Source organism: Lysinibacillus parviboronicapiens (assembly GCF_003049575.1).
Classification (GTDB): Bacteria; Bacillota; Bacilli; order Bacillales_A; family Planococcaceae; genus Lysinibacillus; species Lysinibacillus parviboronicapiens.
Window position 1 is genome coordinate 196,560 of sequence record NZ_PYWI01000002.1, and the last position, 14,994, is coordinate 211,553.

Annotated in this window: 16 protein-coding genes and 1 pseudogene; 8 read left to right on the forward strand and 9 right to left on the reverse strand. The window is 37.4% G+C overall.

Features of this window, described 5'->3' with window-relative positions:
* The first annotated feature begins 2 nt into the window (after positions 1–2).
* Both C9J35_RS03340 and C9J35_RS03345 read left to right on the forward strand, forming a co-directional pair.
* The gene (locus tag C9J35_RS03340; protein ID WP_107923424.1) at positions 3–710 is read left to right on the forward strand and encodes an amino acid ABC transporter permease; all 708 of its coding nucleotides are present in this window, start codon (positions 3–5) and stop codon (positions 708–710) included.
* A gap of 17 nt (positions 711–727) precedes the next feature.
* Complete coding sequence (locus tag C9J35_RS03345; protein ID WP_107923425.1) at positions 728–1,240, forward strand: GNAT family N-acetyltransferase; 513 nt, start codon at positions 728–730, stop codon at positions 1,238–1,240.
* Positions 1,241–1,339: 99 nt separating this feature from the next.
* Here the strand turns inward: C9J35_RS03345 and C9J35_RS03350 are convergent, their stop codons facing one another.
* Both C9J35_RS03350 and C9J35_RS03355 read right to left on the reverse strand, forming a co-directional pair.
* Entirely contained in the window at positions 1,340–1,948 is a 609-nt protein-coding gene (locus tag C9J35_RS03350) for a hypothetical protein (RefSeq protein ID WP_107923426.1), read from the reverse strand.
* Positions 1,945–2,211 (reverse strand): hypothetical protein, encoded by a 267-nt coding sequence (locus C9J35_RS03355; protein ID WP_107923427.1) that lies wholly within the window; start codon positions 2,209–2,211, stop codon positions 1,945–1,947. The genes C9J35_RS03350 and C9J35_RS03355 overlap by 4 nt, the downstream gene beginning before the upstream one ends.
* 110 nt (positions 2,212–2,321) lie before the next feature.
* Between C9J35_RS03355 and C9J35_RS24465 the strand changes: the two genes are divergently transcribed.
* The 3 genes from C9J35_RS24465 to C9J35_RS24035 are packed head-to-tail and all read left to right on the forward strand — an operon-like array spanning position 2,322 to position 3,011.
* Complete coding sequence (locus tag C9J35_RS24465) at positions 2,322–2,510, forward strand: ATP-binding cassette domain-containing protein (RefSeq protein WP_438941195.1); 189 nt, start codon at positions 2,322–2,324, stop codon at positions 2,508–2,510.
* A complete protein-coding gene (locus C9J35_RS24470) occupies positions 2,494–2,808 on the forward strand; it encodes an ATP-binding cassette domain-containing protein (RefSeq protein ID WP_268807903.1) in 315 nt (104 codons plus the stop codon). The genes C9J35_RS24465 and C9J35_RS24470 overlap by 17 nt, the downstream gene beginning before the upstream one ends.
* 53 nt (positions 2,809–2,861) lie before the next feature.
* Entirely contained in the window at positions 2,862–3,011 is a 150-nt protein-coding gene (locus C9J35_RS24035; RefSeq protein WP_235616188.1) for a hypothetical protein, read from the forward strand.
* A 73-nt stretch (positions 3,012–3,084) separates the two neighbouring features.
* On the opposite strand, the gene C9J35_RS03365 is transcribed toward C9J35_RS24035, so the two are convergent.
* Together C9J35_RS03365 and sspI are read right to left on the reverse strand one after the other, a co-directional pair.
* Positions 3,085–4,464, reverse strand: coding sequence for an FAD-binding oxidoreductase (locus C9J35_RS03365; RefSeq protein ID WP_107923428.1), 1,380 nt, complete (start codon positions 4,462–4,464; stop codon positions 3,085–3,087).
* A 78-nt stretch (positions 4,465–4,542) separates the two neighbouring features.
* Positions 4,543–4,752, reverse strand: coding sequence for a small acid-soluble spore protein SspI (gene sspI, locus C9J35_RS03370; protein WP_010860143.1), 210 nt, complete (start codon positions 4,750–4,752; stop codon positions 4,543–4,545).
* A gap of 234 nt (positions 4,753–4,986) precedes the next feature.
* Between sspI and C9J35_RS03375 the strand changes: the two genes are divergently transcribed.
* Complete coding sequence (locus C9J35_RS03375) at positions 4,987–5,514, forward strand: sigma-70 family RNA polymerase sigma factor (RefSeq protein ID WP_107923429.1); 528 nt, start codon at positions 4,987–4,989, stop codon at positions 5,512–5,514.
* A gap of 207 nt (positions 5,515–5,721) precedes the next feature.
* The gene (locus tag C9J35_RS03380; protein WP_235616189.1) at positions 5,722–7,893 is read left to right on the forward strand and encodes a bifunctional diguanylate cyclase/phosphodiesterase; all 2,172 of its coding nucleotides are present in this window, start codon (positions 5,722–5,724) and stop codon (positions 7,891–7,893) included.
* Between the two features lie 92 nt (positions 7,894–7,985).
* On the opposite strand, the gene C9J35_RS03385 is transcribed toward C9J35_RS03380, so the two are convergent.
* The 3 genes from C9J35_RS03385 to C9J35_RS03395 form a co-directional block, all read right to left on the reverse strand.
* Positions 7,986–8,177 carry an H-type small acid-soluble spore protein gene (locus C9J35_RS03385; RefSeq protein WP_054767271.1) on the reverse strand — a complete coding sequence of 64 codons (192 nt, stop codon included), beginning with the start codon at positions 8,175–8,177 and terminating at the stop codon, positions 7,986–7,988.
* A gap of 12 nt (positions 8,178–8,189) precedes the next feature.
* The gene (locus tag C9J35_RS03390) at positions 8,190–8,348 is read right to left on the reverse strand and encodes a YfhD family protein (RefSeq protein ID WP_107923430.1); all 159 of its coding nucleotides are present in this window, start codon (positions 8,346–8,348) and stop codon (positions 8,190–8,192) included.
* Positions 8,349–8,505: 157 nt separating this feature from the next.
* Positions 8,506–9,915, reverse strand: coding sequence for a glycoside hydrolase family 18 protein (locus C9J35_RS03395; RefSeq protein ID WP_107923431.1), 1,410 nt, complete (start codon positions 9,913–9,915; stop codon positions 8,506–8,508).
* A gap of 190 nt (positions 9,916–10,105) precedes the next feature.
* Here C9J35_RS03395 and C9J35_RS03400 point away from each other — a divergent pair, with 190 nt between their 5' ends.
* Positions 10,106–11,455, forward strand: coding sequence for an FAD-binding oxidoreductase (locus tag C9J35_RS03400; protein WP_107923432.1), 1,350 nt, complete (start codon positions 10,106–10,108; stop codon positions 11,453–11,455).
* A gap of 91 nt (positions 11,456–11,546) precedes the next feature.
* Here the strand turns inward: C9J35_RS03400 and C9J35_RS03405 are convergent.
* Both C9J35_RS03405 and C9J35_RS03410 read right to left on the reverse strand, forming a co-directional pair.
* A pseudogene (locus C9J35_RS03405) lies at positions 11,547–14,434 on the reverse strand (DEAD/DEAH box helicase).
* 34 nt (positions 14,435–14,468) lie between these two features.
* Positions 14,469–14,864 carry a (deoxy)nucleoside triphosphate pyrophosphohydrolase gene (locus tag C9J35_RS03410; protein ID WP_107923433.1) on the reverse strand — a complete coding sequence of 132 codons (396 nt, stop codon included), beginning with the start codon at positions 14,862–14,864 and terminating at the stop codon, positions 14,469–14,471.
* Positions 14,865–14,994: the final 130 nt, after the last annotated feature.

The following is a 14,994-nucleotide window of genomic DNA, read 5'->3' on the forward strand; positions in this document are numbered from 1 at the left end:
CATTGACAATTGATATTTCTTTTATTTTTGAAGCCTTTCAGGAAATTTGTAAGGTGTTGCCGTTAACCTTGTTTATGACGTTTACACCTGTGTTATTGGGCATTTTAATAGGTATAGTGGTAGCCTTTGTACGGATACAAAATATAAAAATAATCGCGCCTATAGTAAATTTTTATGTATCTTTTTTCAGAGGAACACCGATTATTATGCATATTATGCTGATATATTTTGGGATACCAATTGTAGTGGATGCTGTCGCGCAAACCTTGAAGCTAGATTTTGATGCAAACGCGATCCCTATTTTATTTTTTGTGTTAGTAGCACTGACATTAAGTGCTGGAGCATATGCCTCAGAAATTATACGATCGGGTATTTTAGGCGTTCCAAAGGGGCAACTTGAAGCGGCCTATGCTGTAGGTTTAACATTTTCACAGGCGATGCGACGTTTTATATTGCCACAAGCATTTAGTCAGTCGATTCCAAACTTTACGAACGTTTTTATTGGATTTTTACATGCGACATCATTAGCATTTTTTGTTTCGATAAAGGAATTAACGGGCGTTGCCAATATTGTGGCATCCGTTAATTTAAAATTTTTAGAGGCATTTATTGCGGTGGGATTAATTTACTGGGGTGTGTCTGCAGTTATTGAATTGATAGCACACCGTATTGAAAAACGAGTGACTGCTTATAGTAAGGGCGGCATTTAGAAAAGGAAGCGTTGTGTATGGCAGTAGCTGAAATTGTTATCGAACATTTGCGTGAGGAAGATTATGCACGGTACTTAGAGGTGCTAGTTGAGAGCTATGCACAGTATGAAAAAGAATACGATAATCCAGAGGATTGGGCGCAGTATTTAAGTGATATTCGTGCATCGGTCGGTAACCCTGAAGCCGTGACGATTTTAGTAGCAAAGCGTGGACATGAAATTTTAGGTGGGCTGCAATTATTTACAAATTCTGTAAAGGCATATGGACTTCCAGAACTTGGCATTGAATCTACCATTGTACGCTTGTTAGGGGTGCATCCAAACGGTAGGGGGCAGGGCGTGGCCAAAAAATTATTGCATGAAAGTTTTGCCTTTGCACGTAGTCGTCAGGATCAGGCATTGTATTTACATTCCGGTGATATTATGCAGGCTGCCATTGACCTTTATTTATCCATGGGCTTTGTTCGTGATGTGTCAAAGGATTTTAATAAAGGCGATAAAATAGTGAAAAGTTTTCGTTATGATTTGTAGAAGAAGTTACCCGCTGATAGGGTCGGAGTCAGCGGGTTTTCTATGTGTAAAAAGTCAGCCGTTACAACAGAAGTCGCAAACAAACTAGATGTAAGCAAGTTATATGGTTCCATAGGCTAGGTAAGGGAAGAAGCCTTCAAAGAAGCGTTCTGTTGCTGGCATGAAGTAAGAACCAAAATGGAAGTCTGGATCGAGCGTTGTAATAATCCACGTTCCACCAGTTGTATGGCTATCTACATACATGACAGCACCACCATCTTCAGTTGAGATTAAAATTTCTGAGTGCTCAGGAGGCCAAAAAACACCATGTTGATGCCATGTGCAGTCAGCTAAAGTTAAATAGTCATTGAACAGTGGATGTGTAGGGTTTTGTAGGACTAAGCCGCTTGAAGCATCTTTTTCTAGCCACCACCAGAAATTTGTAGGGCGTTCCTCCCATTGCTGCGCTGGTAGCCAGTTCCATGGCTGTGGTCCGAAAGCGACAATAATACCTCCATTGTCAGCAAATGCATGAATTTTTGGTACACTCGCCAGTAATAATTTGTAATTTAGTTGGGATGGCACGATGAGTACATCCAAGTCTTCGATAGCTGTTTCTAAAAAATTTGGATGATAAATTAGTTTTGTAATATATTGATTGAATTTAGGTTCGTGAAATGTACGATAATGGGATTCATTGCCACTGTAAATTACACCGATTTTTCTCATTGTTCACCATCCTCCTTTAAAGTTTGTATTTCCTTTTCAAGCCATGCTAAAAACTGCGGGCGAATGCGGTCTGTCGATTTGTTTTCATCTGTATAACCGAGTAAATCACGCCCTGCATGAACTAAAATGGTGCCATTCGTTGAAGAGCGATCCACATATGTAACAGGCTTACCATTCTTAAATGATAGCAATATTTCAGCATTCTGAGGTGCATGGTGATAGCCACGTGCAAAGAAGCCCGCGACTCCTTTTTTGAACGTCATATCCGCAGTTGTCACACCTTCAAAAATAACTGATTGTGCAGTTGGAAATACCTCATAGTCTGTATAGTTACGAATAATTTGTGCATGAAAATGGTGCAGGGAAAACTACGATGTTGAAATGTATTACAGGGCTTCTCGATTGGAAAAAGGGGCAGACATTGATTGATGGAAAACCGCTTGCATCACTGGATCGCAAAGAGCTATGGAAGCGTGTTGGTTATGTGCCACAAGCGCATAAAATGGTCTTTGGCTTTACAGTGGAGGAGCTTGTAGTAATGGGGCGTGCACCATTTTATTAGTATATTGGCTCAGCCATCAGCAAGGGATATGGAAGCTGCTCATGTGGCACTTGAAACAATCGGTATTTTGCATCTTGCGAAGAAATCCTGTAATGAGGTTAGTGGTGGTGAGCTCCAGTTAGCTTTGATTGCACGTACGCTTGTATCTAATCCGGAGGTATTAATTTTAGATGAGCCTGAATCACATTTGGATATTCAAAAGCAAATTGTAATTTTACAAACCATTAAGCATCTGTCTCAGGCGCGTGGTATTTCGTGCATCATTAATACACATTATCCGAACCATGCATCGATCTAGTATTGATGACAGCGAAGGAGAAGGGCATAGTTTATGGAAATGTACAGGATGTGATGACGGAATCTCGAATGAAGGAGTTTTTCGGCATTGAATTGAAGAAAATTATTTACGAGGAAGAGGATTATCTCGTTGAAACAATGATACCTCGTGCACTTGGCACGGAGCGTGATTTTAGCAATTGTCGTTTTAATGATTTTCAATAAAAATACGGTCTCACCAAAGAGGTGGGGCCGTATTTTATAGAAGCATGGTATGCATGATGACCAAACCAAAATATTACATCGAAAAAATTTTACCTGGATTCATGATGTTGTATGGGTCAAGCGCAGCTTTGATGCTCTTCATGACTAATAAAGAAGCGCCGTGCTCCGTTGCCTGGTATTTCATTTTACCGATACCTACCCCGTGTTCACCGGTGCATGTGCCGCCGCGTAGCAATGCATATTGCACGATATGTTCGTTGAAACGGTCAGCTTTGGCTTGCTCCACAGCATTACTTGGGTCTAACATCAACAGGGCATGGAAATTACCGTCACCGACATGCCCGACAATTCCACCTGCTAGCCCAACTTCATCTAGCTGTTCACGTGCATATAAAATTGTTTCAGCTAACTTAGAAATTGGGACACAAACATCGGTCGACATGAGTTTTTTCCCTGGATAAGCATGAATATATGCATACGCCAGCGAATGACGTGCCTCCCAAAGTTTGTTACGTGCGGCATTGTCATGCTCGAATTCAACAGACATACAACCGAAATCTTCAAAAATTTCCGTTGCAAATTCTATATTGGCCTGCATACCCGCTTCATTTCCGTGGAATTCTAAAAACAATGTAGGTTTCTCATCATAAGATGTTTCGTTATAAATATTTGCTTGTGTAATAGAAGCCTCGTCAACAAGTTCGACACGTCCAACTGAGATGCCTGCTTGTAATAATGCAGCAACTGCACTGACAGCATCGCCGACTGTCGCAAATACTGCACGACCAGCAGTCACAAATTCCGGTATACCGTATACTTTCAAGGTCAGTTCAGTAAAGCATCCTAACGTGCCCTCAGAACCAACAAACAAACCATTCAAGTGATAACCTGAAGAAGATTTTGCTGCTAAACTACCTGTATGAATAACTGTACCATCTGCAAGTACAACCTCTAAATCTCGTACTTGATCCCGCATTACACCATACCGTACAGCAGTCGTTCCACTTGCATTTGTTGCTGCCATACCGCCAAGAGTAGCATCGGCACCAGGGTCTACAGTAAATTGAAGCCCGTGTTTTTTCAATTCTTTGTTCAACTGTGCACGTGTCACACCAGGTTGTACCTTAACGAGTAAATCATCTGGTCGTATATCCAAAATGGCATTCATTTCTGATAAGTCGATGGAAATTCCCCTTGCAATCGGAATAGCATTTCCCTCTAAACTTGAGCCGACGCCAAATGGTACAACTGGTATACGTTCTGCATGTGCAATTTTCAAAATGGCACTGACATCCGCTGTGCAACGCGGAAAAACAACGATGTCGGGCATGCTCATTGCATGATGGGATTCATCTTTTCCATGTAGCTCTCGCACCGTATCATTCGTTGATACTTGCTCATCTAATAATACATCTCTTAGTTGATTTACTATTTGCTCTACAGCAACAGTCATTCCAATCCCTCCAAACTTTCAGATAAATCTAATTTATCACGCGTTTATTGGAAATGGAATGAACTGACTATAAAAAAATCAGTGTGCAAACACTTTTTCTAGCTTTTGTACGAATTCATCCTGTTCAGCCGTACTAGATTGTTGCCACCACTTCTCAAAAAATACACCGAGACCTGGTAGTAAATGTTCCTCACCACGTTCAATAGCATCTACAACAATATCTTTAATTTCTGTTGCTGATTGTCCATGTACGTTTGCTGTAATAGCATCTCTTATTTGAAAATTCATCTATTTCGCCTCCTTAGTAGTAATTTGTCCATCGGTTAAAGAAATATGTATAGAAATGTGAGCAAAACTTAAGTTTTTTGAAATTACACGCTGTATTTCTTGTATATATATAAACAGCTATTTCTATTTCGTTACGGGTTTTTTATCGTAAAGGCTGTTCGACGGTCGCATGATGAATGGCTACGATAGTGTTACCTAGGAATAACGGATTGTGCACAGTCGGCAGGATTAAAAATGACTAAACCACAAAAACAGCAAATCCTATCGCCCGAACTACCATTTGAAAAAGTTTTAGAATTAGTGCAGCCAATGATTACGTCTATTTTGTTGAAATGTCATATTTACAAAAATTTTGAGTATTATCGTCATATTGCCGCAATAGCGGTTTGGGAAGCTTGGAAAAAAGCAGACCCTGAAAAAGGGCTATTTTCTTCATATGTTTATACAACTGTGAAAGGAGAAATTATGAAGGAGTTGACAAGAGAAAAACAGTTCGAGCAGCATTTTACGGTTATGGATGACGAAACATTAAATGTATACCGAGAGAACCAACTAGAACACGAGGGAGCACCCGTTTTGTTAGAAAGTATAATGCCTCACTTAAACATGGAGGAAAGAAAACTGTTAGTGCTTTTTTACTTGGAAGGATATAGCTATGCTGAAATAGCAAGTGAACTACAGTTGACCGTTGTGGCAGTCAAAAAAAGACGTGTAAGACTGATGATAAAACTTCGTCAGCTTCTAACACTTACAGAAGTATGAATCAAAAGTATGCCAATATCTAAAATAATTGAATATTGGCATACTTTTCGTAATTGCATACAAATTCCAAAAAAAATGCTATGATTTGTAAGAAGTCAAAGAAATATACAATTTTAAAAGCTTTATTTCCTGTTAATAGATGAAATTACCTAGTTATTTTGAGTGATACATACTGGTATTAGGATTCAAATGTATGGAGGGTTAGTGTTGGAGAAAAGGAGTTATCATCAAAAGATAGAAAAGATAGAGGTTTGGTATATAGCATTACCATTGCTACTGTTAATACCTCTCATAGTGTATGGTAATCAGCTCTACGGGGTTTATAAGGAAGAAAGTTACATATATTTAAATTTAATTATGCAAATACTTATTGTTGTTTTTACTATGGCAATTGCGATTCATTCTTGGCTAGTATTTTCCCACTTATTTGCGAGTCGAACATTATACATAGGAAGCTTATTTTTTGTCATTGCGCTATTAGAAATGTCAAATATTGTTATATTTAGTGCGAATGCTTTACAAACGTCCTATATCAACGTATGGCTGCATCTGGTCATGCGATTGTGTTTAGCAATCGGCGTATTGTTTATTATTTTAAAACCTAAAAAACAATTAACAATGCATTATCGAGTATATACATATGGTTTTTCTTTTTTATTTGTTATGTTTACACTTTTAATGTTATCTAGCCCCCCAATGAGTATACAGCCGTTTATTGAAGACGGTGATTGGGTAATTATTGCACTCGATAAAGTGCACCTAATAGCGGCGATTCTGCAAGGTGTGACTATATATATTTTAAGTAAGCATTATAAAAAAACACCTAAACGCGTAATGTGGCTAATGAGTGCAGCACTTTATTTAATTATTAGTGATATTTTCTTTGTTATTGGCAAAGATCTAAATGAAATTTGGAATTTTTTAGCACTTATTTACCAATTTTATGCGTATTATTTAATTTTAAAAGCTATTTACTATACATCGGTTGAAAAGCCTTATCAACAGCTGTTAAAAATTAAGCAGGACCTTGAACACTCGCAACAGGAACTACGATTTCAAGCCTATCATGATGATATAACTCAACTACCAAATGAACGCCTGTTGCTGAAAACGTTGAAGGAAGATTTGCATGCCGATAAAGCACAAAAAGCAGTAATCGCAATTGAAATTGATCGCTTGGCAACGATTAGCGCATCTATCGGAATTAGTTATTCCAATAAAATGATGAAGCTCGTTTCGGAGAGAATTCAAGCTATTTTACCTCCGCATTACTTTGCGACAAAACTACGTGAGGGTCAATTTGTAGTTTATATTGATGATGTTCAGACACAAGAAGAGCTATTGCAATTTTGTTTTAACTTAAAAAATGCTATGAAAAAGCCATTACAAGTAGAGTTATTCTCCCTAAACGGTAATTTAAATATTGGGATTGCTCTTCACGAAACTAGTTACTCAGGAGAAGAATTATTGATGCATGCGCAGTTAGCTATGCGGGAGGCAAGCCAAATCCCCCAAAGATTTCTTTTTTACAAACCTTTTATGTCTAGCGGTATGGCAGATCGTATTATCATGGAGCAAGAGTTACATAAAGCACTAGCCCATCAAGAGTTTTATTTAGAATATCAACCACAAGTCAATTTAAAAACAGGTAACATTGAATCTTTAGAAGCACTTGTACGCTGGCACCACCCAACACGTGGCTTTGTACCTCCGGATATGTTTATTCCGATTGCAGAGGAATCAGGGCTTATTATTCCTCTTGGTAAGTGGATATTAGAAACAGCATGTTGCCAAGCAAAGGCATGGGAAGCACAAGGTTTGCCGCAAATGAAGGTAGCAGTCAATTTATCGCTCGGACAGTTATTCCAGCAGGACTTGGTGCAAATGGTGAAAGGTATTTTACAACAAACTAAGCTAGAACCACATTATTTACAACTAGAAATTACAGAAAGTATGACGATGAATATCGATCAAATGACACAATTGCTTCATGAACTAAAAGCACTTGGTATTCAAATTGCAGTCGATGATTTTGGTACGGGATATTCTTCGTTGTCATACCTAAAAGATTTTCCAATCGATTGTTTGAAAATCGATCGTGCCTTTGTGCGTAATATTCAGCATAATCCCAACGATGAAGCACTTGTTTCCATGATTATTTCAATGGCTAAGCATTTACGCCTTAAGGTAGTTGCCGAGGGCATTGAAGAAGTGGCTCAGCTAGCATTCCTCATGGATGGCGGATGTGATTATATCCAGGGTTATTTATTTAGTAAACCAATTGCAGCTGAGCAGCTTACTGAAACTTTTCAAGAACTACATAGTCATGCGGAAGAGATTTTAGGCCAGTTTAAATATGTTGAGGAATATATGATTTGAAACTTTAAAAGTGCGTTTTACAATGATTCCCTTAAATCTATACCAAAACAAGCACGCAAAATATAATAATTTTTGCGTGCTTGATTGTTTTATTAATGTACGAGGTATTCTTCTTTTAACTCTGAAATATCTACTTCGGATCGTTCTTCTAACGAGCGTCGTAAATGCACAGTTGCTGTTTTGCCATCATCGTGAAGCTTGTCAATCCATACAGAAACGTTATTGTAGGTTACTTCATATTCTGATGGAGAGGCGACTATCTCTTGCGCACGTTGATATTCCAATCGAAGCCCCCCTTATTTTTTTTGCTTATTTTTTGTCACTGCATTAATAAGCTCTGTAAACTCTTGCGAAAACTCTTCTTTTACTTTGTTTGGCGCAATTTTTTGGTTTTTAGGCGTCTGAGGTAGTGAACCTTTGTTGTTACTTTGCCCTTGCTTATTGTCTCTTCCCATGTTGGATTCTCCTTTCAATGTGATATTTCTTAATATGGCATTGAAACGGATTTTTTATCATGGGGAAATATTGGACAAGAAAAGTTAAGAGCAAGTTACAAATATATTTTAAGTTCAAGACCAATAATAAAAATGGCTGTTATATATTTAGCATCATTTATCGTTTTATAATCGAAAAATCGTTATTTAATAATACCCAGTTCTGTGGGAATGGGAAACCTAATGCCCAATAGCTGATACCACGCAGATTGTATTGTTTAACCATATCGAACTTCGCTTGAGCACTTCTAGCATCCTCAAACCATACTTCATGATTTCTACCTTGTTCATCGACATAACGGAAATAAGGAGACTGTGCTGTCCTATCATATTGAATGGTTGCGCCATATTTGACTGCTCTACTGATTGCTTCTTGTGGGCTAAATGTCTCAGCTTCTTGCCCTTGAACATGTGGCAGAAGCCAATCTCGTGCATAAATTTGAAAGCCTAAAAATATTTTTTTAGCTGGCATAACTGACAAGGCATATTCCACAACTTTTCTCATTTCGTTAATGGGGGAGATAGCTTGTGGAGGTCCAAGTCGATAGCCCCATTCATAGGTCATCAACACCACAAAATCTGCAATTCTCCCGTGTGCCTCATAATCATGTGCTTCATATAATGGCCCCGTTTGGCTGGCGCTTGTTTTTGGTGCAAGAGCAGTCGACACTAAATAACCTTTCGGGTGTAGACGATCAACAGCTAATTGTAGAAATTGATTGTAATTCTCTCGATCTACAGGTAGGACGTTTTCAAAATCAACATTTAACACTTTATAGCCTTTATCTTGCATCACTTGTAGTACCTCATTTATCACTTTTGTTCGTAATTCTGCACTAGATAAAATAACATGCGCTAAGTTGGACCCTGCCTCTGTTGACGAGAAGTTAGTAATAGTGAGCATAGGTAAGATGCTTTGTGAAATAGCTGCATCTATCATTGCTTTATCATTTATTGGCTGTAATGATCCGTCTTCCTTAATCATATAAGCAAACGGGCTAAAATAAGTAAGAAGATGGCCAATGGCATTAAGTGAATCAACAGCTTCTTCACTCGATTGATACGTATAAGCATTGACTTCAATCATTGGTTTCTTTCTTGGAATAGTTAAGCTCATCCCCACATAAATGATATTGGGATTCGTAATGTCATTTTCTAAAGCTATAGCTTGAACGGTCGTACCATAACGATTGGCAATCTGTGATAAGGACTCCCCTGGCTGTACAATATGCATAATGGGTGGAATCACTAGTTTTGTTCCTGGCGTTAAAGTATCTGGATTTGTTAAGTGATTCTCTAAGATAATCGATTGAATGGACACGTCATATTGTTGGGCAATCGTCCCTAAATTTTCGCCACTTTTGACGATGTGCGTTGTATAAGGCGAAGGAATTACGAGTGATTGTCCGACCACTAATTGATTTGGATTTGGCAACGCATTTAATTGGACAATCGTATTGATGGGGACAGCGTAGCGGTTGGCAATTTGCCAAAGTGTTTCACCGGCGCTCACCACATGTATAATCATCCGGACACCTCCTAAGTGATTTCATTATTGCATCTTATGTACAAAGCCATAAAATGAGTATTTATCTGATTTGTACTAAGGAGATTATCTTCATTTTTCTAGATATTAATTGTGAAATTTATATTTCTTTCTCCATGCTATGCATAGGATAGTACATGCACATGGCATGATTTGAAAAAGGAGTTGGATGTTGAAAAAAGTAAAACTCACAGGAAGAATTGTTACCCCAAGTGATCCGGATTATGAACAGGCAAGAATTAATAATAACTTAAGTATTGCAAAATTTCCGAGTAAAATTGTATTTTGCCAAAATGCGAAAGATGTAGTAAATGCCTTGAGGTGGGTAAGGGAAAAAAATGAACCCTTTCGAATAAGGAGCGGTCGGCATAGCTATGAAAATTATTCTCTAGTGAATGAAGGCGTAGTAATTGATGTAAGTGATATGAACGACATATCTATCAATGTGGCCGACATGACCGCAAGAATTGAAGCAGGGGCAGATTTAGGAAAAGTATATCGTGAATTGTGGGAATCTGGTATGACCATCCCAGCAGGAACCGAAAGCAGTGTCGGAGTTGTGGGCTTAACTCTCGGTGGGGGAATTGGTATGCTCTCAAGACAGTTTGGGCTTACTTGTGATAATTTATTGGAAATTGAAATGGTCGGTGCAAGTGGCCATCTAGGAGCAGAACTTATAAAAGCCAACAACCACTTGAATAGTGATTTATTTTGGGCTAGCTGTGGGGGAGGTGGCGGGAATTTTGGCATTGTCACTGCACTTACATTTAAGCTCCATGCCATTTCAGATGTGTCTATTTTCTCAATCACGTGGGGCTGGGAGGACTTTGAGGTCGCCTTTGATGCTTGGCAAAAGTGGGCTCCTTATACAGACGAACGCTTAACCTCACAGCTTGAGCTCAAATCAAAGGAAGTGGGTGAAATTGTTGCGCAGGGAGAGTTTGTCGGTTCAGCACATGAATTAAAAAAACTTCTTCGACCATTAAGGAAGACTGGCTCACCGATAAGGGTATGGATAAAGGAAGTCCCTTACATTAAAGCGGTACGATTTTTTGATGTCCCAAGTGGCAATGTACCTGCTCTTCGCAAAAGGTCTGGTTCGTTTATTGAGAAGCCATTTCCCCATGCTGCTATTCGAAGAATGAAAGCATTTTTAGCTAACGCACCAAATAGAAATGCTAAAATTTGGCAGCAATCGCTGCGAGGCGCTGTCAGTCAGGTTGCATCAAATCGTAGTGCCTATTTTTATAGGAACGCCCTCATTGCCCAAGAGTACCTCACTACATGGGAAAAGCCACAAGAAGAGAACCAAAACATTCAATGGATAGAGGACTTGAGACGTGCATTATCGCCTTATACTGCTGGTGATTACGTAAATTTCCCTGATCACTATATAAAAGATTGGCCTAGCGCTTATTATGGACGTAATTTCAGACGCCTTAGAGAAGTAAAGACGAAATATGATCCATTCAATGTCTTTACATTTCCTCAAAGTATCCCACCTGTTAGGAAATGGATTTGAAGGTGCCAGGCACCCACACAATTTGCTACAATTATTAAACGGAAAAAAAGATGACATTAAGAAAAAATCCTTAAATGTCATCTTTTTTTAGTTATTCTTCTACTAAATAATGATAGATATCGTGTTGCACCGGGTTTTCTAGTAACATGTTCATAGTAGCTACAGAGTATGACTTCCCTTTATCAATTAGTTCAGCATTTTGAGCACTATTAGAATCAACAATTACTTTACCTAGGTAATAAAAATCTTTCCCCTCACCATTATGCTTTTTTACAAACAAATGAACAGCTATATTTAAAGCATGTGAATTTACAATTGGTGCAATGTCTTTAGCTGTGATGCTTCGATTCTTTGTAGAACACCATTTGAAAATTTCTGCTGATAAAAACTCATCCATGTATTTAACTTCAGAATCATCATCTTGAGCTTTATGATAATTTACTAAGATAGGACAAGAATTCATCTTGATTCGACCACCATTAAGTGTACCTTCTTCATTGCGATCCCAATTCAGCAGTCTACAGATATCTTTTCGAGAATACTTTTTATAGAGTGTAAACGGTTGAGTAATATTATATTGTTTATTCTTCTCATAGGCGCATGAAAGAATATCAGCAAGCATGGATTTGTATTGTGATTTCTGAAGGCTAGCTTCCAGCTCGTTGTTAAAATAATATGTGTCATTTTGCAACATGATGATAGGTATTGAACCATATTTCTCTCGCGCGGTAGTGACAAAGAAATCTAAAGTTAAATAGTTCTCAACAGAAATAAGTGTTTCATCATCTGAATATGTACCAGATTGTTCTAGTAAACGGATATAATCCATTTTTGAAACTGCGCCAGTTTTTAATAATTGATTGAGTAAAATGATTTCGTGAATTCTTTTTCCATTCATAAGCTCTAATGAAAACATTGTTAAAATAGCAAGCTCATAGCATGACAAGACAGGTACAGTTTCTTTCATTTTAGCTAAAAAGGCGTGGTAGTTTGGACTATTTTCAAAAATAACTTCGGGATCTAATGAGTTATATTTTATAAAATCAAGGAGCGTAGGGACCTTACCGAGACGATATTTTAGATCTGTGTATTTTGAGCGTAAAAATCTTACTGACGATAAATTTAACTTTTTTTCATCAATAGCTGCAAAAATCCGCTTCTTAGCAATTTCCTCAAAATTTATTGTGGAGACCCCTTGAATGTAATTTGTATTTACTGTTTTGCGCCGTATATTATCTTTGTTCATAGTTTGGTCACCAGATAATGCGATTGGAATTAAGTAATTGTTTTTATAATTACCAATAAAATCAATTACAGTGACATACTCTTTAGAATCATGTTTACGTAATCCTCGTCCAAGCTGTTGAATAAAGATAATGCTAGATTGCGTTTGACGGAGCATAATGATTTGATTTAAATAAGGGATATCAATTCCTTCATTAAAAATATCTACTGTTAAAATGTATTCAAGCTCAGATCGCTCTAATTTTTTAATGGCCGCCTCTCGTTCTGCTTGTGAGTGGTCACCTGTAAGAGCCATTGTTTTTAAACCACGGAGATTTAATGCAGTTGATAATGCATGTGTTTCTTCTTTTGAACGACAGAATATTAATCCTCGAACTTTTTCGCCTGAATAGCCATAGTAATTGATTTTTTCGATAATATGTTTAATCCGTTCATCAGAAACAAGGAACTGAAGTTTTGAAGTATCATCAATGAGTTCACCATCTTTTTCGTATTCAGTAACACCGAAATAATGGAAGGGACAAAGCATATCTTCTTCAAGAGCTGCTTGAAGGCGAATTTCATAGGCAATGTTATAATCAAATAGCTCGTAGGTATTGTAATTATCTGTACGTTCAGGAGTTGCCGTCATACCAAGAAGAAATTCTGGTTCAAAATAATTGAGAATGGCCTGATAAGTATTTGCTCCTGCACGATGCGCCTCATCTATTATAATATAGTCGAATTCATTCTTTTTAAATTGTAGTAAATAGCGCTGTGAAGATATAGTTTGAACGGTTGCAAATAAATACTTAGCATCTGTGTCTTTTGAGTTACCCGAAAGAATGCCGAAATCGTTTTCTGGACCACCTAGTATTTTTTGATAATCTTGCAGTGCTTTCTTTAAGATTTGCTCTCGATGTACAACAAAGAGCATTTTTTTCGGTGCAAAATTTCTTACATCAAATGCAGATAAATATGTCTTACCTGTTCCAGTTGCTGAAATAATGAGGCCTTTCTTCGCACCAGATGCTCTGAGGTTTTTTATTTGTTCAAGAGCTGCTGTTTGCATTTTATTTGGCTGGACAGCAAGACTATCCGCTAGAGCGTTTGTTAAATATTGTACGTTAATATCCAAAGCATTTGCAGTAGTCTGTTTAATGAATGGTTGTAGGACATAACTTTGTTTGTAATTTGTAATCCATTCTTTCGTTAATGGAATTGCTTCATACCAAGCATCTTCAAATTGCCTTTTAAAATGATTGATAACTTCACCATTTTCTAATGATGTTAAAAACATATTCCATTCATAATTTGCTTTTAGTGCGCTATCAGTTAAATTTGAGCTTCCTACTATTAACGAATAGTAATTTTGATGTTCGAATATATATCCCTTGGAATGAAAGCCTTTAATGCCAGTCAATCGAACCTCAACATTCTCAAGCTTCAATAATTCTATAAACATCTTCGGTTGATTAAAGTTTAAAAATGTCGAGGTTAAAATTCGACTTTTATGCCCTTAAGTTTGAGGTCATAAAGCATTGTTTTTAAGGTAGCTAGTCCGCCTTCTGTAATAAAGGCGACAGAAAAAGTAAAAGTTTTGCATGTTTTTAATTCTTGTAGTAGTGTAGATAAAACATTTTCGTGTGTTTTATTTGTTAATAGTTTTGGCTTAAATTGCGTAGGTACAGCTCTATCTTGATCAATAAAACCTTTATAAAAAGATTGTTCAATTTTGTGAATTAGTTGCTCCATATGCTTCACACCATTTCATCCAAATTCATAACCATTATTTTTCATTCATAATTTTTTCAACTGCAGGTATATCAGCAGGAGCGAAGTTAAGTTCAAAAAGTTCTTTACGAGGAACCCATCTAGTTTCAGCGTGTTCGATCGCAACGGGTATGCCTTTTAATAATCGAGCTTTATACGTTTCTAAGCGAACAATAAACTTTTCATATTCGTATGTAGTATCTTCTACTTTTTCTCCAACTTTTATAGAGCAATTAAATTCTTCTGTGATCTCTCTGGTTAATGCTTGTTCAGGCGTTTCTCCTACTTCAATTTTACCTCCAGGGAATTCCCAATAATTTGCTAATGTCATATCGGGACTTCTTAAAGCACAAAAAATCTCCTGCATCTCATTCTCAATAATTGCGCCAACTACATGTACATTTTTTTTCATAAATTTTCACCCTATAATATTATTTATATAATAATCATAGCCGATTTAACGGAAATGAACAGCAAATTTTAGCAGATTGTTTGAACGTTAAGAAATGTTTATAAATAAAGGTCAAGTAACTGTTGTTATG